The organism is Bacteroides cellulolyticus, from assembly GCF_025567135.1.
Lineage (GTDB): Bacteria > Bacteroidota > Bacteroidia > Bacteroidales > Bacteroidaceae > Phocaeicola > Phocaeicola cellulolyticus.
Window position 1 is genome coordinate 88,182 of the sequence record NZ_JAOQJJ010000007.1, and the last position, 21,057, is coordinate 109,238.

A 21,057-nucleotide genomic window follows, 5' to 3' on the forward strand; every position below is an offset into this window, starting at 1 on the left:
ATGACATTTATGACTAAATTTATAAATCTTTTGATTGTACTCACATGCATTATATGCAGTGCATGCAACGATTACTTGAACATACCGCCGAAAGGCTCCAAAATACCAACTACACTGGCTGACTTCGAAGCACTGTTACGAGACCAGTACACAAATGGCCGTACACCTATTTTGAACGCTTTGTATCTGCTGAACGACGTTTACCTGAAAAATGCACAAGTCAACTCACCAAGCCTCAATCGGGCCAACTACATGTGGGATGAGTCTGCCGACCGTATCATGCTGAACAATTCAGATGAAGATACTTATTATGCACTATATGCGACAATATCCAACTGTAACCTGATTGTAGAAAATGCTCCGACAGCCACTGAAGCTACAGACGCAGAACGGAACGAGGTGATAGCATACGCCAAAGTGATACGGTCGCTTTGCTATGATGTCCTGACTAACTATTATGCAGATACCTACGATGCCTCTACTGCCGAAGAAAAGCTAAGTGTACCCCTTATTACAAGTGCCAATATTGATGCACCCTATAAACAGGTTTCTATTCAATATTTGTATGACTTCATGTTAAATGATATTAAAGAAGCCATTGAAATGGGATTACCAGCTCAATCAATGACAGCAATTCATCCTAATTTAGGGGCTGGTTATGCTTTACTTGCCAGGATATATCTGCAAATGCAGAATTATGAAGAAGCATTACGCTATTCCAATTTGGCCTTGGAACAGAACAATCAGCTATATGACTGGAATTCTTTTTACGAAGAACATCATATCGCTATTGAAGACCCCGATAACTACGACAAGCTCGCCACCCCTATGCAATATGATTACGTGGAAAACTATTATTTACGCTACGGTGGACAGTCAAACTACGACAGCTATGAATATAACATTCCTGTAGAAAGAGCCGCACGCTTTGAAGATGGAGATGCCAGATTCCTTTCACGCTGGAAACTTAAGGTAGATAATAACGACACATATTATGCGGCTTTGACTTCCGGTTTCTTCAATCATGGAGGACTAACCACATGCGAGGCATATCTCATCAAAGCCGAATGTCAGGCAAGACTAACAACGCAAAATGATTTTACAGAAGCGATGAATACGCTCAATGCAGTACGCGCTACACGCATCCGCCCCGAGATGTATCGTCCTGCAACTGCAAGTACACTTGAGGAAGCTCTTTCTTTAATTCGGGACACTAAAGACAATGAGTTGATATTCTCCATAGTTCCTTTTGCAGATGCCCGTCGTTTTAACAGCGAAGGAAAGTACTTACGTAGAATGACAAAAAATTACAATGGAACAGAATATACTCTAAGCCCGACTTCACATTTGTGGACTATGCCTTTCCCAGCCGGCGCTTTGAATAATCCTGGAAACGGAACAATTGAACAGAATGTATCTAAATAAAACCACGTTATGAAAAAGAAAAATCTCTCTTGGATGGCCTTTTTAAGTTTGGCCATGATGGCATGTACAGGTCAGCCTGTAACCGATGGATATGTATTGAAAGGAAGTATTGAAGGATTACCTGATGGAACACATGTACAACTGGTACCAGTGAGCCACGACAACGAAGCTCCAATGGCAGACACAACAGTAACCAATGGACAGTTTATATTTCAAGGAAAAGTGGAAGAACCAAGGGCTGTGCGCCTGATAGTGAAAGATGCCTACGGATGGCGTAGCCTTATATTGGAAAACACACCAATAGAAATAAGTGGAGCTGTAACTGAACAAGAGACAAACGGTAATCTATCTTACAATCTTTCCGGTTTATCAGTTAGCGGTTCGCCACTCAGCTCAAAGTATGATTCGTTATTGTCTGTACGTACTTATTTGGATTCACTGTATGCTGATAATGCACGTCAGTTTGCAGATTACGATAGTCTGATGATGAAAGCATACCAGCAAAAGGATCAAGGCATGATTCAAGAACTGCAACAAAGTGAAAGAGGAAAAGCTAGAATGTCAGCTGACAAGAAATTCTTAAACATAGTAGATTCTATATATTATCAGACAGTAATGGCTAATAAAGACTCATTTTGGGGACCTTTAATGATGATATCATTTACGAGTTATCTAAGTGAAGATATGAAGCCATGGTATGAAGCACTTTCTCCATCAGCCAAGCAATCTTACTACGGACAGAAGGTAAAGGAAGAGCTCTATCCTGCCGGAAAAGAAGGAACCAAAGTCCCTGAATTTACCGTTAAAGACAAAAACGGAAACGATGTTACTCTTTCTACTTTGCGTCAAGGAAAGAAATATTTACTAATTGATTTTTGGGCATCCTGGTGCAATCCTTGTCGAAAGGAAATACCTAATCTAAAAAAACTATATGCTCAATATAGCGAAAAGGGATTCGAAATTGTCAGTATCTCAATCGACAAGAAAAAAGAGGACTGGGAAAAGGCTTTAAAAGAAGAACAACTTGCTTGGCCTAACTTTTTAGACGAGACCGGTGTAGCCAGCCTTTATAAGGTAAGATTTGTACCGACTACATACTTGATTGATTCAGAAGGTGTAATGATAGGAGAAAACATTTTAGGAGAAGAACTCGCCAATAGGTTAAAAGAACTTCTTCAATAAAATTTAGAAGGAAACCTTTTTGAATAAGACAAATTAAACAATCTTAATTCTGGAACAATATCATCACATTTTAATTATAATTCACTGTTTCTAGTTGGGTAACTTACTATACAAAAAAATAGTTACCCAACAATGGCAGAAATGTGCGTTTTCTATTTTTTTATTTGATATGACTATCTCAATAAATAAGTATAGCATATACAAAAAAAATCCGTCAAGCAATAGCTTAACGGATTTTCATGCGGAGAGACAGGGATTCGAACCCCGGGTACCTCGCGGTACAACGGTTTTCAAGACCGCCGCAATCGACCACTCTGCCACCTCTCCAAAACTCCTTTCGAAGTGCTTTATTTCTCAAAAGCGATGCAAAGGTAGGGATTTTTTTTGAATCTGCAAACTTTTACAGAAAAAATCATTCATTTTTTCTCAAAAAAGGTCTAAACCACCAGTAAAACACATAAAAAATCATATAAGAGAATTAGCAAAATTATAAATCATATAAAAAATGCGTATCTTTGCATAGAAATTATCAACTCTTAATTTTATTGTAAAAAATGACGAAAAGACTATTGTTCTACTGGCTATTGTCAGTCCTCTTAGCCTTACCGGCTCTAGCTCAAATACAAGAGCCAATAAAATTTAAAACTGAATGGAAACAAAATTCAGACAGTGAGGCTGAAATTATTTTTAATGCCACAATTGATAAAGGATGGCATGTCTATTCAACAGAATTAGAAGAAGGTGGTCCGATTTCCGCATCTTTCAACATTGATCAAATCCAAGGAGCTGAAACTATAGGTAAACTGACTCCTGTTGGAAATGAGATAAACGAAATGGATCCTATTTTCGGTATGAAAGTAAGATATTTCAAAGATAAGGCTACATTCATACAGAAAATAAAAATAACAGATAAGAACTATAGTATTAAAGGTTATCTGGAATACGGTGCATGTAATGATGAAAATTGCCTCCCTCCTACCAGCGTGGATTTCAGCTTTAACGGAACAAGTACAAGTCCTGCTACTGCAAGTGAAAGTAAAGAAGATATTACTAATAATGCAGATAGCAGCTCTGAAATAAGCATGACTCCTCTAAAAATTGCTTCGTCTGAAAAAACTGACTATTGGAAACCTGTAATAAACGAACTTAACAGTTTCGGCGAGCATGCGGGAGAAGAATCAATGTCGTGGATATATATATTCCTGACAGGTTTGGCCGGAGGTCTTCTTGCACTGTTCACTCCTTGTGTATGGCCTATAATACCTATGACAGTAAGTTTCTTCCTCAAACGTACTAAGGACAAGAAGAAAGGAATACGCGACGCATGGACATACGGTGCTTCAATAGTAGTTATATATCTTACCCTTGGACTTGCCATCACACTTATTTTCGGCGCTAGTGCCCTTAACGCATTATCAACTAATGCTGTATTCAATATACTTTTCTGTCTGATGCTTCTTGTTTTTGCCGCATCATTCTTCGGAGCTTTCGAAATAACACTTCCTTCAAAATGGAGCAATGCAGTTGACAGCAAGGCAGAACAGACAACAGGTCTGTTAAGCATATTCCTCATGGCATTCACATTGTCACTTGTATCATTCTCTTGTACAGGTCCTATAATCGGTTTCTTGCTGGTAGAAGTTTCTACTACTGGCAGCGTTATTGCACCTGCCATAGGTATGCTTGGTTTCGCCATAGCTCTTGCCTTACCGTTCACACTCTTCGCCCTATTCCCGTCATGGCTTAAATCAATGCCTAAATCAGGTGGATGGATGAATGTCATCAAAGTGACATTAGGTTTCCTTGAACTGGCTTTCGCACTGAAATTCCTTTCTGTTGCCGATCTTGCATACGGATGGAGAATACTTGACCGCGAGACATTCCTCGCATTGTGGATTGTTATATTCGGTCTGCTTGGTATGTATCTGTTGGGTAAAATCAAATTCCCTCATGATGATGACGACCAGAAAGTAAGCGTACCGAGATTTTTCATGGCGCTTATATCACTATCATTTGCCATATATATGATTCCTGGTCTTTGGGGTGCACCTCTAAAGGCTGTCAGTGCTTTTGCTCCACCTATGCAGACACAGGATTTCAACTTATATAAAAATGAAGTACATGCAAAATTCACAGATTATGAAGCAGGTATGGAATACGCACGTATGAATAAGAAACCGGTAATGCTAGACTTCACAGGATATGGATGCGTAAACTGCAGAAAGATGGAACTGGCGGTTTGGACAGACCAGAATGTGAGCAAGCTGCTGACAGAAGATTATGTACTTATCACACTATACGTTGACGACAAGACTAAATTGGCTGAGCCTATTACTGTAACAGAAAACGGTAAGGAACGTACATTGCGTACTGTAGGCGACAAGTGGAGCTATCTGCAACGTTCTAAGTTCGGAGCAAACGCGCAACCTTTCTACGTATTGGTTGACAATGAAGGTATGCCTCTGAACAAATCATATTCTTACGATGAGGATATTAAACTTTATATAGATTTCCTCGAAACAGGATTAAAGAACTACAAAAAATAAAAATCCGAAAATGATTTCAAAATCAGAAAGAGAGCAAATAATAGCACTCATAAAAAAAGAAGTAGTCCCGGCAATAGGTTGTACAGAACCTATTGCTGTGGCTCTTTGTGTAGCAAAAGCCACTGAGACACTAGGTGAAAGACCTAAAAAGATTTCTGTACTTCTAAGTGCTAACATACTAAAAAATGCTATGGGAGTAGGAATACCCGGCACCGGTATGATAGGTCTTCCGATAGCCATAGCACTGGGGGCAATCATAGGAAAATCGGAATATCAACTTGAAGTCTTGAAAGACTGTACTCCAGAGGCTGTGGAAGAAGGTAAAAAAATGATTGAATCGCAGGCTATAGACATTAGTCTGAAGTATGGAATAGAAGAAAAGCTTTATATTGAAGTGAAATGTTCATCTGATAAAGGCGAAGCAACAGCAATAATAAGCGGCGGACACACACACTTCATATATGTAAGCAAAAACGAGGAAATACTTCTGAATGAAAAAGTTTCAGAAAACAATGAAACAAACGAGGAAGAACTAAACCTCAACCTATACAAGGTTTACGAATTTGCCACAACTGCCCCTCTTGATGAAATACGATTCATACTTGAGTCAAAACGACTGAACAAGCAGGCAGCTGAACGCTCTATTAACGGACATTATGGACATGAATTAGGCAAAACCCTGATGGAATGCAAGAACGAGAGAGAGATAATGGGTAACAATACATTCACTCATATCTTGTCTTATACCTCGGCCGCTTGCGACGCCAGAATGGCAGGAGCTATGATTCCAGTAATGAGTAATTCAGGCAGTGGCAACCAGGGTATAGCAGCCACTCTACCAGTTGTAGTTTATGCGGAAGACAACAACAAGTCTGAAGAGGAACTTATACGTGCACTTGTCCTGAGTCATCTTTCTGTTATATATATAAAACAAAGCCTTGGTCGCCTTTCAGCATTGTGCGGATGTGTAGTTGCAGCCACAGGAAGCAGTTGCGGAATAACATATCTGATGGGGGGAAAATACAAACAGATAGTATATGCTGTACAGAACATGATTGCAAACCTCACAGGAATGATTTGCGACGGTGCAAAGCCTAGTTGCGCACTGAAAGTAACAAGTGGAGTATCAACTGCGGTATTCTCAGCCATAATGGCTATGGAAGAAAAGTGTGTGACATCTGTAGAAGGTATCATTGAAGACAACGTAGATCTAAGTATAAGAAACCTCACAAGAATAGGCTCTGTAGGTATGAACGAGACAGATAAGGTTGTACTCGACATAATGACACATAAAACATGTGAATACTAAAAATACATTAATACACCACACACAAGCGCAAGACTAAACGAAATATTATGCTCCCTACTGACGAATACTATATCCAAAAACTGATAGACGAAGGAGAACATGTCCATCAGGATTTTAAATTCGCTATTTCGGATGCAAGAAAAATAGCCAAAAGCATATCCGCCTTCTCGAATACGGAAGGCGGCAGGCTGTTGGTTGGAGTAAAAGACAACGGCAAAATAGCCGGTGTACGCTCAGAAGAAGAAATATACATGATAGAGGCTGCAGCCAAAATGTACTGCACCCCTGAAGTCAACATATCAAACAAAATATTCAGAGTCCAAGGTAAAGATGTTCTGGAAGTCTGCATAGAAGAAAGCAAAAACAAGCCTGTTTGTGCAATTGATGAGAACAATAAGCTATGGGCATACGTTAGAATAAATGACGAGAATATTCTTGCCGACACTGTTTTCCTAAACAGATGGAAACATAACAAACAGGAAGAAAAGGTAATTGTAACATACTCTGAAAGGGAAAAATATCTTCTTGATATCCTGTCAAAAAACAAGGAACTTACATTAAACCAATGCAGCAGACTCTCAAGAATTCCACGTATAACAACAAGCAGATTACTGGCCGATTTCATACGCTTTGATTTAGTGGAACAAATCTTCAGAGAGCACACATTCTATTTCAGACTTAAAGAAGAAAATACAAAATAATATGCATTTTTAAATTCAAGGAACAAACATGAATTTCATTACAGAATTAATAAACCAGGCTAATTATATACTTTGGACATACATACTTGTGGCTATGTTGCTAGGATGTGCCCTATGGTTCAGTTTCAAGACCAGGTTTGTACAGTTCAGAATGATATCTGAAATGGTAAGACTCCTAGGAGACTCAACAGCAAAAATTGACGGTCACGAGAAACATATATCTTCCTTTCAGGCATTTACAATATCTTTGGCAAGCCGAGTCGGAACCGGAAATCTGGCAGGAGTTGCAACTGCTATAACCGTAGGAGGCCCTGGAGCTATATTCTGGATGTGGGTAATAGCATTGCTTGGTGCAAGCAGCGCTTTCGTTGAATCTACTTTAGCACAACTTTTTAAGGTGAGAAGCAAACATTCATACATTGGCGGACCTGCCTATTATATGGAAAAAGGTCTTAAAAAAAGATGGATGGGAGTAATTTTCGCCATACTGATAACCATCACATTCGGTTTCGCATTCAACTCCGTACAGAGTAACACTATATGCGCCGCTTTCGACAGTGCATTCAACATACCTCCTATATATATGGGAATAGGAATTACGATACTTACTATCATTATTATATTCGGGGGCGTACATTGGATAGCCAATGTCAGCAGTATCCTTGTTCCTATAATGGCTCTTGGATATATAATTCTTGCATTATATATAGTGATAAGCAATATTACCCATCTTCCTGATATCTTCGGTATAATAATAAAGAACGCTTTTGGCTTTGAGCAAGCCTTAGGAGGAGGTATAGGCGCGGCATTAATGCAAGGCATTAAACGAGGATTGTTCAGCAACGAAGCCGGAATGGGTTCTGCGCCTAATGCAGCAGCTACAGCACACGTCACCCACCCTGCCAAACAAGGTTTCATTCAAGCTCTCGGGGTTTTCACAGACACACTGCTCATCTGCACATGCACTGCATTTATAATTCTTTTCAGTGGGAAACATTTCAACACTGACCTTGACGGAATACAGCTCACACAAGCTGCACTGAACAGCCAGATAGGTAACATTGGAAGCACATATATAGCAATAGCGATACTGTTCTTTGCATACAGCAGCATTCTAGGCAACTATTATTACGGTGAGGCCAACATACGTTTCATTACCAAAAGAAAAGAAGTTATACATATATATAGAATACTTGTAGGCGGAATGGTGTTTTTCGGTTCTATAGCAAGTCTAAAATTTGTATGGAGCCTTGCAGACGTCACAATGGCACTGATGGCTATATGTAATCTGATAGCAATCATTATGCTTGGCAAATATGCATTCAGACTACTTGATGACTATCTGACACAAAAGAAAAACGGAATAAAAAGCCCAGTCTTTTCTAAAGATAAGATGAAAGACATTGAGGAAGATATCACTTGTTGGTGATATTCTGTTGCAATTTCAACGAAACAATATAATTAGAATACACAGTTAACAGATACATTGGAAACAATAGTGTTCAAAATCAATTTATTTCCGTATATTTGCACCAGTAAAAAATAAATAACATTTAAATATATGAGCATATTTTCAAAACTATTCGGGAAAAAAAATGCCGAAAATGCAGAAGAACCTGTAAGAGTAGGTGGAATGGAAGATTTTATGACCCTTATACGTGTGTATTACCAAGCCGTAATGGCATCACAGATGGGCATAAGCAATATAAACTTTTTGCCTGACTTGGCAGTATTCAAACGTACACTTAAAGTACCTACTCAAAACAACAAGCTTGGTATTGCAGAAAAATCACGCTGCAAAAAAATGCTTATTGATATTTACGGGTTGAATGACGGTTTCTTTAAGGAAATAGATGCATCAGTAAAGAAAAACTGTAAAAACGTAAACGACATCAAATCATACCTGTTCATGTTCCAAGGTTTCAGCCAAGACCTGATGATGGTTATCGGCAATTTGATGCAATGGAAATTCCGTATGCCTAGCCTTCTGAAAAAGATGCTTCGCAACATGACAGAAAAAGCCATAAACGATATACTTACGAAAACAGACTGGAAAGACGATGGAGTACGTAAGACTTGTAATAATATCCGTCAATACAAACACGCATTAGGATATTCACAAGAATGGATGAATGATTATGTATATAACATTGTCCTTCTGGCTAAGAAAGAGCCAAAACCAAAAGCATAAGATTAAATATAGAACGAACTGTAGGCGGAGTTGGTAAATCACAAGCAATCAACCCCGCCTTAATATTATAGGTATGATGACAAACCCTAAAGACATTGAACAACACCCGTTGGAACCATTCCTTCCGGCCAATGCCTCAATACTTATGTTAGGAAGTTTTCCACCTCAACGTAAAAGATGGAGTATGGACTTCTTCTACCCTAACCTCCAGAACGATATGTGGAGAATATTCGGTTACATTTTCTTCAACGATAAAGAACATTTTCTTACTGAAGACAAAAAAGCATTCAACAAAGAGCAACTTGAATCATTCCTCACAGAAAAAGGTATTGCATTATATGATACAGCTACAGCAGTAATAAGACTTCAGGACAATGCTTCTGACAAATTTCTGGAAGTTGTAGAAGCAACAGATATCGAACTACTGTTAAGACAGCTGCCGAAATGCAAAGCCATAATCACAACAGGACAAAAGGCTACAGATATTATATGCGAATATTTTTCTGTCAAACAACCATCCATAGGCAATAAAACAGAAATATTATTCCACGACAGAAAGCTTCTGCTGTATAGAATGCCATCATCCAGTAGAGCATATCCATTAAAGCTGGAAAAAAAATCAGAACTATATCGTCAGGCTTTCAATGACTTAGATATTTAGAACAAAATATTTTCATTTTTTATTTCATTAAAGGCTTGCCAATATAAAAAAAAGTACTACCTTTGCACACGCAAACACGGGAATAGCTCAGTTGGTAGAGCATCGGTCTCCAAAACCGAGTGTCGGGAGTTCGAGCCTCTCTTCCCGTGCGAAAGTAAAAAGCTGTAACTCAATAAGTTGCAGCTTTTGCTGTTTTAGAGGTCGGACAAATGTCGGACACGAATTTTCGGGGATCAACGTAAAAACCTGAGGGATTCTGAAATTAAGCATAAACTTTCAATAGTCTAAGCAGAAAGGAAGCCTCATCTCTCCGGACATCAAACCATATCAAGATATCCAACACAGAAAAACTATCATAGTTTACTATAATTCTACTCTTATTTTCCACAAAAATCAGCAATTCATACGTTTTTAAAAAACGATCTGTCATTTTTTTAACAGATATTTACATTGCAGATAGGAAGAAAACTCAATAAAACATCAACCTAGAATCTATAAGTGTAAAAATAACACTTTAATGCTGTATAACATATATTTTTTTGAACAATGGAATAAAATAAGTGTTACTTTTACACCGTGAAAAAACATTTACCATTTAATATATTAATGAGAAACATGAAAAAGTCATTTTTAAGTATTGGAGCTGCAATCATACTATTGAGTGGATGCGCCTCACAAGAGAAAAAAACTGAGTTGACACTTTCAGGACTTGACCCAGCTAAATTTGAAACTATTATTGACGGAAACAAGAAAACGGGTCTATACAGACTTACCAACAATAACGGAATGGAGGTCTGCGTAACAAACTTCGGAGGTAGAATAGTTTCCATCATGGTGCCTAACAATAACGGAAAAATGACTGACGTGGTACTTGGATTCGATAATATAAATGACTATCAGAATATACCAAGTGACTTCGGAGCAAGCATAGGCAGATATGCAAACAGAATAAACAAGGGGAAAATAAATATTGACGGACAGGAAATACAACTTCCTACAAACAACTTCGGACATTGCCTGCATGGCGGACCTACCGGATGGCAATATCAGGTATATGAGGCAAATCAAACAAACGACAGCACTATCGTACTTACAATGAAATCGGCTGATGGAGACAACAATTTCCCTGGCAATGTTACAGCTAACGTGACATATACTCTGACATCAGACAATGCAATAGACATTAAATATGATGCTACAACAGATAAGACAACTGTCATAAACATGACTAATCACTCTTATTTCAACTTAAGCGGAGATATGTCGAAACCTGCAACCGATCATATACTATATGTAGCATCCGACAGTATAACTCCAGTTGACAGTACATACATGACCACAGGTGAAATGATGGCAGTAAAAGATACTCCTTTCGACTTCAATACACCAAAAACAATTGCTCCGGACGTAACTGCATTCGACAACGAACAGGTGAAATTCGGAAATGGCTTCGATCACAACTGGGTACTGAACACAAAAGGTGATGATACAAAAGTGGCAGCCAGACTTACAAGTCCTATAAGCGGCATAACACTGGAAGTTTATACTAACGAACCGGGGATACAGGTTTATACAGGAAATTTCCTTACAGGAGAAGTTAAAGGAAAACAAGGTATAGCATACCCACAGCGTGCTTCAGTATGTCTTGAAACACAACATTATCCTGACAGCCCAAACAAACCACAATGGCCTTCTGTAATACTGAAACCTGGTGAAACATATTACAGCCATTGCATTTTCAAATTCGGAACTGAGAAATAAATAAAAGTATAATATCATAAAAAACACATTTTCATTATGAATTGGAGTTCAAAAGAATTTATATGGTTAGACTGGGTTGTTCTGATCATAGGTATATTTGGAGTAGCATGGGCTGTATGGCGAGCAGTGCGTAAAGATAAACTTGCTATGCAAGGTGCCGACAGCCAGGACTATCTGTTTGGTAAAGGTGAACCATGGTATGTGATAGGTGCTGCAATATTTGCTGCAAATATCGGTTCTGAACATCTTGTAGGTCTTGCCGGAACAGGAGCAAAAGACGGTGTAGGCATGGCACACTGGGAAATGCAGGGTTGGATGATTCTTATCCTGGGATGGTTATTCGTTCCTTTCTATCAGTTACTTAACAATAAGATGGGTAAAATCATCACTATGCCTGACTTCCTGAAATACCGTTACACACAGAGAACAGGTTCATGGTTGAGTATAATTACACTTATCGCATATATCCTTACAAAGGTTAGTGTTACAGCTTTCACCGGCGGTATTTTCTTCGAATATCTTTTAGGACTTCCATTCTGGTGGGGAGCTTTGGGACTGATTGCAGTAACAGCCGTATTTACAGTATTGGGTGGTATGAAAGGGGTGATGACAATGTCAGCTATACAGACCCCTATTCTGATTATCGGTTCATTCCTTGTTCTCTTCCTCGGATTGTCTGCACTTGGACAAGGAAGCATAGCCGACGGATGGAGCAACATGATGGATTACGCACGTTCCGCTCACGACGGATATGGAATAAACCATATGTTCCATTGGGATGAAGGCGATCCTATGTATCCTAAATTCCCTGGATTTGCAGTATTTATCGGAGCATCTATCATCGGTTTCTGGTACTGGTGTACAGACCAGCACATAGTTCAGCGTGTACTCGGACAGCAGAAAGGCGAATCGGACGACGTAGTAATGAAACGTGCCCGCAGAGGTAGTATAGCTGCTGGTTATTTCAAACTTCTTCCTGTTTTCATGTTCCTTATCCCAGGTATGGTAGCTGTTGCTTTGGCACAAGATCCAAACAGCGGTATTGTAATGGATCTTACAAACCAGCACGACACTGACGGAGCATTTGCAATGATGGTGAAAAATATTCTTCCTGCAGGAGTGAAAGGATTGGTAACAATCGGTTTCATATGTGCCTTGGTTACATCTCTTGCAGCGTTCTTCAACAGTTGTGCAACTCTGTTTACAGAAGACTTCTACAAACCAATGCGTCAGGGCAAGAGCGAAGCACACTATGTATTCGTAGGACGTGTGGCTACAGTAGTGGTTGTTATCCTCGGATTGCTATGGTTACCTATAATGATGAACATGGATAATCTGTACAGCTACTTGCAAGACATCCAATCACTGTTGGCACCTGCAATGGTAGCAGTGTTCACACTTGGTATATTCTCTAAGAAAATCACTCCTAAAGCGGGTGAATGGGGACTTATCGGTGGTTTCATCATAGGTATGATAAGACTCATTACAAACGTAATAACAAAGAGTGGTACAGCAGCCATGGAAGGCTCTTTCTGGGATGCTACAGCTTGGTTCTGGCAGACCAACTGGTTGATTTTCGAAATATGGTTACTGGTATTCCTGATTGTATTTATGATTGTTGTGTCTTGCTTCACTCCTAAACCATCAGCACAACAGATAGAAGCAATAACATTTACAGACAGCTATAAAGAACTTATCAGAAAGAGCTGGAACAAATGGGACGTAATAGCAACACTTGGAGTTATAGTCCTTTGCGGATTATTCTATGCATATTTCTGGTAATAAAAATAAATATTGTTCTACATTTGCATATTCAATGTAGAACAATATAAAATCTGTATTTACATGACAGCTTATTACAAACAAAATCCAAAATTCTACGTCGGCATTGACTGTATAATATTCGGTTTCGACAAAGGCGAACTGAACCTCCTACTGTTAAAGAGAAATTTTGAGCCGGCTAAAGGGAAATGGTCTCTTATGGGAGGGTTTATACAGGAAAATGAAAACGCAGATGATGCCGCAAAACGTGTGTTGAGCGAACTTACAGGACTGGAAAATGTCTATATGGAACAAATCGGTGCTTTTGGAGATGTTGACAGAGATCCGGGAGAAAGAGTTATATCGCTGGCCTATTACGCACTTATAAACATAAACGAATACGACCGTGAACTGGTTCAGCAACACAATGCACATTGGGTAAACATTAACGAAGTTCCCGAATTGATTTTCGACCACTCGGAAATGGTAAGGAAAGCCAGAAAGATAATGAAGGAAAAGGCATCGCACAAACCTATAGGTTTCAACCTGCTTCCGGAACTTTTCACCCTGACCCAACTGCAAAATCTTTATGAAGCCATTTACGGTGAGACCATGGACAAGAGAAACTTCCGCAAGCGCATAGCAGAAATGGATTTTATAGAACAGACTGACAAAATAGACAAGACAGGATCAAAAAGAGGTGCACGCCTGTTCAAGTTTAATGACAAGGCATACGAAAAGGATCCGAAATTCAAAATTTGACTTTAAAAAAAACAACTCAAATATGTTAGAAGCATTAAAAGAAAAAGTATTCCATGCCAATCTTGATTTGGTGAAACATGGACTTGTTATTTTTACATGGGGAAACGTTTCTGCCATTGACCGCGAGTCAGGACTGGTAGTTATAAAACCAAGTGGAGTGTCTTACGACGAAATGAAGGCTGAAGATATGGTAGTGGTTGACCTCGACGGCAACGTAGTAGAAGGCAACCTTCGTCCTTCAAGCGACACCCCTACTCATCTTGTCCTTTATAAAGCATTCCCGGAAATTGGTGGTGTAGTACACACTCACTCTACATACGCTACAGCTTGGGCTCAGGCAGGTCTTGATATTCCTAACATTGGAACAACTCATGCCGATTATTTCCACGAGGCTATCCCATGCACTGCTGATATGACAGAAGAAGAAGTTAAGGGTGAATATGAAAAAGAAACAGGTAACGTAATAGTAAAACGTTTCGAAGGCATGAACCCTGTCCATACTCCTGGAGTTCTGGTAAAAAATCATGGTCCTTTCTCATGGGGTAAAGACGCACACGACGCTGTCCACAATGCCGTAGTGATGGAACAGGTAGCTAAAATGGCAAGCATAGCGTTTGCTGCAAATCCAAATCTTACAATGAATCCGCTTTTGGTTGAAAAACACTTCAACCGCAAACACGGTCCTAACGCATATTACGGACAGAAAAAATAATATTTACAAAACAAATTCCAAAACAATAATAAACTAACCTTTTAATAAAATAAAAATTATGAACGCATTCAGCCAGTATGAAGTATGGTTCGTAACAGGAGCACAGCTCCTTTACGGAGGTGACGCTGTAATAGCAGTAGATGCACACAGCAACGAAATGGTAGCAGGTCTTAACGAAAGTGGCAAACTCCCTGTCAAGGTTGTTTACAAAGGCACCGCAAACTCTTCAAAAGAAGTTGAAGCAGTATTCAAAGCAGCAAACAATGATGAGAAATGTGTCGGTGTAATCACATGGATGCACACATTCTCTCCTGCCAAGATGTGGATACACGGACTTCAGCAGTTGAAGAAACCGTTGTTGCACCTTCACACTCAGTTCAACAAGGAAATTCCTTGGGATACAATGGACATGGACTTCATGAACTTGAACCAGAGCGCTCACGGCGACCGCGAATTCGGACATATCTGCTCTCGTATGCGTGTGCGTCGTAAAGTAGTTGTAGGCTACTGGAAAGAAGAAGAAACTCTCAAGAAAATCGCAGTTTGGATGAGAGTTTGTGCTGCGTGGGCAGATTCTCAGGATATGCTTATCTTGCGTTTCGGCGACCAGATGAACAATGTAGCCGTTACAGATGGTGACAAGGTTGAAGCTGAACAGCGCATGGGATACCATGTTGACTACTGTCCTGTAAGCGAACTGATGGAATATCACAAGAATGTAAAAGACGAAGAAGTTGAAGCATTGGTTAAGACATACTTCAATGAATATGATCATGATGCAGAAATTGAAGACAAATCAACTGAAGCATACCAGAAAGTATGGAATGCGGCTAAAGCTGAACTTGCTCTTCGTGCTATCCTGAAAGATAAAGGCGCTAAAGGTTTCACTACAAACTTCGACGACCTCGGACAGACTGACGGTAGCTACTTCGACCAGATTCCGGGTCTTGCTTCACAGCGTCTGATGGCCGAAGGTTATGGCTTCGGAGCTGAAGGTGACTGGAAATCTGCAGCACTTTACCGTACAGTATGGGTTATGAACCAGGGACTTGCAAACGGTTGCTCTTTCCTTGAAGACTATACTTTGAACTTCGACGGAGAAAACAGCTCTATCCTTCAGGCTCACATGTTGGAAGTTTGTCCACTTATCGCTGCCAAGAAACCTCGTCTTGAAGTTCACTTCCTCGGCATCGGTGTACGCAAGAGCCAGACTGCACGCCTTGTATTCACTTCAAAGGTTGGTACAGGATGTACAGCTACAGTCGTTGACCTCGGAAACCGTTTCCGTCTGATTGTAAACGACGTAGAATGCATCGAGCCAAAACCACTTCCAAAACTTCCTGTAGCTTCTGCTTTGTGGAAACCTATGCCTAACTTCGAAGTAGGTGCAGGCGCATGGATTCTTGCAGGTGGTACTCACCACTCTTGCTTCTCATACGATCTGACAGCTGAATACTGGGAAGACTATGCAGAAATCGCTGGCATAGAAATGGTTCATATCAACAAAGACACTACAATCAGCGAATTCAAGAAAGAACTCCGTATGAACGAAGTTTACTACATGCTGAACAAAGCTCTTTGCTAATTCATAAGTTATATATAACCCTAATTAAAAGTGCTCGGCGAGCAATCGTTTGAAGCACTTTTAATTTTTTAAAACTTAAGAGTTCAAAAACTTAGAAACTCGTAAACTTAAAAACTTAAAATCTATGAGTCTTAATACTAAATCTACAATAGAAAACGGTAAAGCCATATTGGGTATCGAATTTGGTTCAACAAGAATCAAGGCCGTTCTGATTGACGAAGAAAACAAACCTATTGCACAAGGTAGCCACACATGGGAAAACCAGCTGGAAAACGGCTTGTGGACATATAGTATCGATGCTATCTGGAACGGAGTACAGGATTGCTACTCTGACCTTAGAGCCAATGTAAAAAAAGAATACGGAATTGAAATCGAAAACCTGGCTGCAATTGGTGTCAGCGCCATGATGCACGGATATATGGCTTTCAACGACAAAGAAGAAATCCTCGTTCCGTTCCGTACCTGGAGAAATACAAATACTGGCAAAGCTGCCGCTGAATTGTCCGAACTTTTTGTATATAACATCCCTCTGAGATGGAGTATCTCACATCTGTACCAGGCTATCCTGAACAAGGAAGAACACGTAAAAGACATCACATTCCTTACAACACTGGCAGGATACGTTCACTGGCAAATCACTGGAGAAAAGGTTTTGGGTATAGGTGATGCTTCAGGTATGCTGCCTATCGACCCTGAGACTAAGAACTATTCAGCCGAAATGGTTAATAAATTCAATAACCTTATCAAGCCATACGGATTTAGCTGGACACTCGAGGATATCCTTCCAAAAGTTCTGCTTGCTGGCGAAAACGCAGGTTGCCTGACAGAAAAGGGAGCCAAGAAACTTGACGTTTCCGGACATCTGAAAGCAGGGGTTCCTGTATGTCCTCCTGAAGGAGACGCAGGTACAGGTATGGTAGCTACAAATGCAGTAAAACAACGTACCGGTAACGTTTCTGCAGGTACTTCATCATTCTCTATGATTGTTTTGGAAAAAGATTTGTCCAAACCTTACGAAATGATTGATATGGTGACAACACCTGACGGAAGCCTTGTTGCCATGGTACACTGCAACAACTGTACTTCAGATCTTAACGCTTGGGTAAACCTGTTCAAGGAATATCAGGAGCTGATGGGTATGCCTGTTGATATGGACGAAATCTTCGGAAAACTTTACAACAATGCACTAACCGGTGATGCCGACTGCGGTGGTCTGATTTCGTACAACTACTTCTCTGGCGAACCTGTAACAGGACTTGCAGAAGGTCGTCCTTTGTTCATCCGTACTGCCGGCGACAAATTCAATCTTGCAAACTTCATGCGTGCCCACCTGTATGCTTCCGTAGGTGTACTTAAAATAGGTAACGACATCCTGTTCAACGAAGAAAAGATTAAGGTTGACAGAATCACTGGTCACGGAGGTTTGTTCAGAACCAAAGGTGTAGGACAAAGAGTCCTTGCTGCCGCAATCAACTCTCCTATCTCTGTAATGGAAACTGCAGGCGAAGGTGGAGCATGGGGTATCGCGCTTTTGGGTTCATATCTTGTAAACAATGACAAGAAACAGTCTCTGTCCGACTTCCTGGATGAAAAGGTATTCGCTGGAAATACAGGTACAGAGGTAGCTCCTACAGCAGAAGATGTAGCCGGATTCAATAAATACATAGAAGAATACAAGGCTTGCATTCCAGTGGAAGAGGCAGCTGTAAAATACAAAAAGTAACATGTATAAAATACAATAAGTAGCCACTAAACAGCCTGAATGACTGACTTTTCTATAAAAAAGATTAATAAAAAAAGCTGGTATTCAGGTTGTGGTTTACAATAAAAGTTATATTTTTGCTTTCGAAATAAGGAAACAAACCAACAACAATAAAAACATTCAATAAAATATCAATTAACTATGAACAGCAAACAAGTTATGAACCATGCTGCCGACAACATCCGTATCTTGGCAGCTTCAATGGTAGAAAAAGCTAAGTCAGGACACCCAGGTGGTGCTATGGGTGGTGCAGATTTTATCAACGTTCTGTATTCAGAATATTTGCAGTACGACCCTAAAAATCCTAAATGGGAAGGTCGTGACCGTTTCTTCCTCGATCCTGGTCACATGTCTCCTATGCTTTATTCACAGTTGGCTTTGGCAGGTAAATTCACTCTTGACGAACTGAAACAACTTCGCCAGTGGGGTTCACCTACTCCTGGACATCCTGAAGTAGATGTAATGCGCGGTATCGAAAACACTTCAGGTCCACTTGGTCAAGGACATACTTTTGCTGTAGGTGCTGCCATTGCAGCCAAATTCCTTGCTGCACGTACTGGCAACCCAACTTTTGCTAAAGAAACTATCTACGCTTACATTTCTGACGGTGGTGTTCAGGAAGAAATCTCTCAGGGTAGCGGACGTATAGCAGGTCACCTCGGACTTGATAACCTTATCATGTTCTACGACTCAAACGACATCCAGCTTTCTACTGAAACAAAGGATGTAATGACTGAAGATACTGCAATGAAATACCGTGCATGGGGATGGAACGTAATCGAAATCAACGGTAACGACTGCGATGAAATCCGCAAGGCTCTTGATGCTGCAAAAGCTGAATCAAAACGTCCTACACTTATCATCGGTAAATGTATCATGGGTAAAGGCGCACGTAAAGACGACAATTCATCATACGAACACAACTGCAAGACTCACGGCGCTCCTCTTGGCGGTGATGCTTACAAAAATACAATGATTAACTTGGGCGCTGACCCTGAAAATCCATTCGTAATCTTCGACGATGTGAAAGAACTTTACGCAAAACGCGCACAGGAACTTGAAACTATCGTTGCTGCAAGATACGAAGAAGAAAAAGCATGGGCTGCTGCAAATCCTGAAAAAGCCGCTCAGTTGAAAGACTGGTTCAGCGGTGTTGCTCCTAAAGTTGATTGGGCAGGAATCCAGCAGAAAGCTAACGATGCTACTCGTAACGCATCTGCAACTGTTCTTGGTGCTCTTGCTGAACAGGTTCCTAATATGATCTGTTCTTCTGCCGACCTTTCTAACTCAGACAAGACTGACGGTTTCTTGAAGAAAACTCACTCGTTCCAGCCAGGCGACTTCACTGGAGCATTCTTCCAGGCAGGTGTTGCCGAGCTTACTATGGCTTGCTGCTGTATTGGTATGGCTCTTCACGGTGGTGTAATCGCTGCTTGCGGTACATTCTTCGTATTCTCAGACTATATGAAACCAGCTGTACGTATGGCCGCTTTGATGCAGTTGCCTGTTAAGTTCATCTGGACTCACGACGCATTCCGCGTAGGTGAAGACGGTCCTACTCACGAACCGGTAGAACAGGAAGCACAGATCCGCTTGATGGAAAAACTGAAAAATCACCACGGAAAGAACTCTATGCTTGTTCTTCGTCCTGCTGACGCTAAGGAAACTACTGAGGCTTGGAAACTTGCAATGGAAAACACAGATACTCCATCTGCATTGATTCTTTCTCGCCAGAACATCACAGACCTGCCAGAAGGTACAAAATATGCTGAAGCTGCCAAAGGTGGTTACATCGTGACTGACTCTGAAGGTACTCCGGACATTATCATGGTTGCTTCAGGTTCTGAAGTTTCTACATTGGTTGCCGGTGCTGAACTGTTGCACAAAGACGGTATCAAGACTCGTATCGTTTCTGTTCCTTCAGAAGGTTTGTTCCGCAGCCAGAGCAAGGAATATCAGGAAAGCGTAATCCCAACTGGAGCCAAAGTATTCGGACTTACCGCTGGTCTTCCTGTAAACCTTGAAGGTCTTGTAGGTTCTAACGGAAAGGTTTGGGGTCTTGAATCATTCGGTTTCTCTGCTCCTTACAAGGTATTGGACGAAAAATTGGGATTCACTGCAGAAAATGTATATAACCAAGTAAAAGCAATGTTATAATGAAAGTAGTGGGACTGGCATCCGACCATGCAGGTTTCGAACTGAAACAATATGTTAAGCAGTGGCTGGAAGCAAAAGGATTAGAATACAAAGATTTTGGAACTTACACTACAGACAGTTGCGATTATCCTGACTTCGCGCATCCTTTGGCTGAAGCTGTAGAAGCTGGCGAATGTTATCCGGGTATTGCAGTTTGTGGTAGCGGCCAAGGTATTGGTATCACTCTAAACAAGCATCAGGGAATACGTGCCGCTCTTTGCTGGATTCCTGAAATTGCCAAGTTATCACGCCAGCATAATAACGCCAACGTACTTGTTATGCCGGGCAGATTTATCGATACTGACATGGCAGACAAGATAATGACAGAATTCTTTAATACTGAATTTGAAGGCGGACGTCATCAAAAAAGAGTAGATAAGATTCCTGTAAAATAATCCTTGTCTTATAGAATAATAGAATATTAAAAGCAGGAAGGAAGCCGTATGGTTTTCTTCCTGCTCTTTTTTTGCGCATTTCGTTTTGAAAAATCACATTTCGTTTTG

General features: G+C 40.3%; 16 protein-coding genes and 2 tRNA genes. 17 read left to right on the forward strand and 1 reads right to left on the reverse strand.

All coding sequences use genetic code 11. The features are described from left to right. The first annotated feature begins 9 nt into the window (after positions 1 to 9). Both OCV82_RS08720 and OCV82_RS08725 read left to right on the forward strand, forming a co-directional pair. Positions 10 to 1,425 carry a RagB/SusD family nutrient uptake outer membrane protein gene (locus OCV82_RS08720; RefSeq protein WP_154044060.1) on the forward strand — a complete coding sequence of 472 codons (1,416 nt, stop codon included), beginning with the start codon at positions 10 to 12 and terminating at the stop codon, positions 1,423 to 1,425. Positions 1,426 to 1,434: 9 nt separating this feature from the next. Further along, entirely contained in the window at positions 1,435 to 2,607 is a 1,173-nt protein-coding gene (locus OCV82_RS08725; RefSeq protein ID WP_154044061.1) for a TlpA disulfide reductase family protein, read from the forward strand. 242 nt (positions 2,608 to 2,849) lie between these two features. On the opposite strand, the gene OCV82_RS08730 is transcribed toward OCV82_RS08725, so the two are convergent. Next, positions 2,850 to 2,934, reverse strand: a tRNA-Ser gene (locus OCV82_RS08730). 227 nt (positions 2,935 to 3,161) lie between these two features. Between OCV82_RS08730 and OCV82_RS08735 the strand changes: the two genes are divergently transcribed. The 15 genes from OCV82_RS08735 (at position 3,162) to rpiB (ending at position 20,949) form a co-directional block, all read left to right on the forward strand. After that, on the forward strand, positions 3,162 to 5,153 hold the full coding sequence (locus tag OCV82_RS08735) for a protein-disulfide reductase DsbD family protein (RefSeq protein ID WP_154044062.1): 1,992 nt from the start codon (positions 3,162 to 3,164) through the stop codon (positions 5,151 to 5,153). A 10-nt stretch (positions 5,154 to 5,163) separates the two neighbouring features. Beyond that, a complete protein-coding gene (locus OCV82_RS08740; RefSeq protein ID WP_154044063.1) occupies positions 5,164 to 6,462 on the forward strand; it encodes an L-cysteine desulfidase family protein in 1,299 nt (432 codons plus the stop codon). A gap of 47 nt (positions 6,463 to 6,509) precedes the next feature. Continuing rightward, positions 6,510 to 7,163 (forward strand): ATP-binding protein, encoded by a 654-nt coding sequence (locus OCV82_RS08745; protein WP_154044064.1) that lies wholly within the window; start codon positions 6,510 to 6,512, stop codon positions 7,161 to 7,163. A gap of 28 nt (positions 7,164 to 7,191) precedes the next feature. Continuing rightward, positions 7,192 to 8,592 carry an alanine/glycine:cation symporter family protein gene (locus OCV82_RS08750; RefSeq protein WP_154044065.1) on the forward strand — a complete coding sequence of 467 codons (1,401 nt, stop codon included), beginning with the start codon at positions 7,192 to 7,194 and terminating at the stop codon, positions 8,590 to 8,592. Between the two features lie 132 nt (positions 8,593 to 8,724). Next, positions 8,725 to 9,354: a hypothetical protein gene (locus OCV82_RS08755; protein ID WP_154044066.1), complete on the forward strand. Its 630-nt coding sequence runs from the start codon at positions 8,725 to 8,727 to the stop codon at positions 9,352 to 9,354. A gap of 76 nt (positions 9,355 to 9,430) precedes the next feature. Next, a complete protein-coding gene (locus tag OCV82_RS08760) occupies positions 9,431 to 10,015 on the forward strand; it encodes a uracil-DNA glycosylase family protein (RefSeq protein WP_154044114.1) in 585 nt (194 codons plus the stop codon). Positions 10,016 to 10,091: 76 nt separating this feature from the next. Beyond that, positions 10,092 to 10,164: transfer RNA gene (locus tag OCV82_RS08765), tRNA-Trp, on the forward strand. A gap of 466 nt (positions 10,165 to 10,630) precedes the next feature. Further along, positions 10,631 to 11,776, forward strand: coding sequence for an aldose epimerase family protein (locus OCV82_RS08770; RefSeq protein WP_449500945.1), 1,146 nt, complete (start codon positions 10,631 to 10,633; stop codon positions 11,774 to 11,776). A gap of 36 nt (positions 11,777 to 11,812) precedes the next feature. Further along, positions 11,813 to 13,558, forward strand: coding sequence for a sodium:solute symporter (locus OCV82_RS08775; protein ID WP_154044068.1), 1,746 nt, complete (start codon positions 11,813 to 11,815; stop codon positions 13,556 to 13,558). Between the two features lie 63 nt (positions 13,559 to 13,621). Further along, complete coding sequence (locus tag OCV82_RS08780) at positions 13,622 to 14,299, forward strand: NUDIX hydrolase (protein WP_154044069.1); 678 nt, start codon at positions 13,622 to 13,624, stop codon at positions 14,297 to 14,299. A 22-nt stretch (positions 14,300 to 14,321) separates the two neighbouring features. Continuing rightward, positions 14,322 to 15,011 (forward strand): L-ribulose-5-phosphate 4-epimerase, encoded by a 690-nt coding sequence (locus OCV82_RS08785; protein WP_154044070.1) that lies wholly within the window; start codon positions 14,322 to 14,324, stop codon positions 15,009 to 15,011. A gap of 58 nt (positions 15,012 to 15,069) precedes the next feature. After that, positions 15,070 to 16,596 carry an L-arabinose isomerase gene (gene araA / locus OCV82_RS08790; protein WP_154044071.1) on the forward strand — a complete coding sequence of 509 codons (1,527 nt, stop codon included), beginning with the start codon at positions 15,070 to 15,072 and terminating at the stop codon, positions 16,594 to 16,596. 124 nt (positions 16,597 to 16,720) lie between these two features. Next, entirely contained in the window at positions 16,721 to 18,319 is a 1,599-nt protein-coding gene (locus OCV82_RS08795; protein WP_154044072.1) for a xylulokinase, read from the forward strand. Positions 18,320 to 18,499: 180 nt separating this feature from the next. Further along, complete coding sequence (locus OCV82_RS08800; RefSeq protein WP_154044073.1) at positions 18,500 to 20,515, forward strand: transketolase family protein; 2,016 nt, start codon at positions 18,500 to 18,502, stop codon at positions 20,513 to 20,515. After that, complete coding sequence (gene rpiB / locus OCV82_RS08805; protein ID WP_154044074.1) at positions 20,515 to 20,949, forward strand: ribose 5-phosphate isomerase B; 435 nt, start codon at positions 20,515 to 20,517, stop codon at positions 20,947 to 20,949. Before OCV82_RS08800 ends, rpiB begins: the two co-directional genes overlap by 1 nt. Positions 20,950 to 21,057 lie beyond the last annotated feature (108 nt).

Bases quoted from the DNA above. Each gene is read 5' to 3' on its own strand.
- OCV82_RS08720 (WP_154044060.1), top strand. From the start codon at position 10: ATGACTAAATTTATAAATCTTTTGATTGTACTCACATGCATTATATGC.
- OCV82_RS08725 (WP_154044061.1), top strand. From the start codon at position 1,435: ATGAAAAAGAAAAATCTCTCTTGGATGGCCTTTTTAAGTTTGGCCATG.
- OCV82_RS08735 (WP_154044062.1), top strand. From the start codon at position 3,162: ATGACGAAAAGACTATTGTTCTACTGGCTATTGTCAGTCCTCTTAGCC.
- OCV82_RS08740 (WP_154044063.1), top strand. From the start codon at position 5,164: ATGATTTCAAAATCAGAAAGAGAGCAAATAATAGCACTCATAAAAAAA.
- OCV82_RS08745 (WP_154044064.1), top strand. From the start codon at position 6,510: ATGCTCCCTACTGACGAATACTATATCCAAAAACTGATAGACGAAGGA.
- OCV82_RS08750 (WP_154044065.1), top strand. From the start codon at position 7,192: ATGAATTTCATTACAGAATTAATAAACCAGGCTAATTATATACTTTGG.
- OCV82_RS08755 (WP_154044066.1), top strand. From the start codon at position 8,725: ATGAGCATATTTTCAAAACTATTCGGGAAAAAAAATGCCGAAAATGCA.
- OCV82_RS08760 (WP_154044114.1), top strand. From the start codon at position 9,431: ATGACAAACCCTAAAGACATTGAACAACACCCGTTGGAACCATTCCTT.
- OCV82_RS08770 (WP_449500945.1), top strand. From the start codon at position 10,631: ATGAAAAAGTCATTTTTAAGTATTGGAGCTGCAATCATACTATTGAGT.
- OCV82_RS08775 (WP_154044068.1), top strand. From the start codon at position 11,813: ATGAATTGGAGTTCAAAAGAATTTATATGGTTAGACTGGGTTGTTCTG.
- OCV82_RS08780 (WP_154044069.1), top strand. From the start codon at position 13,622: ATGACAGCTTATTACAAACAAAATCCAAAATTCTACGTCGGCATTGAC.
- OCV82_RS08785 (WP_154044070.1), top strand. From the start codon at position 14,322: ATGTTAGAAGCATTAAAAGAAAAAGTATTCCATGCCAATCTTGATTTG.
- araA (WP_154044071.1), top strand. From the start codon at position 15,070: ATGAACGCATTCAGCCAGTATGAAGTATGGTTCGTAACAGGAGCACAG.
- OCV82_RS08795 (WP_154044072.1), top strand. From the start codon at position 16,721: ATGAGTCTTAATACTAAATCTACAATAGAAAACGGTAAAGCCATATTG.
- OCV82_RS08800 (WP_154044073.1), top strand. From the start codon at position 18,500: ATGAACAGCAAACAAGTTATGAACCATGCTGCCGACAACATCCGTATC.
- rpiB (WP_154044074.1), top strand. From the start codon at position 20,515: ATGAAAGTAGTGGGACTGGCATCCGACCATGCAGGTTTCGAACTGAAA.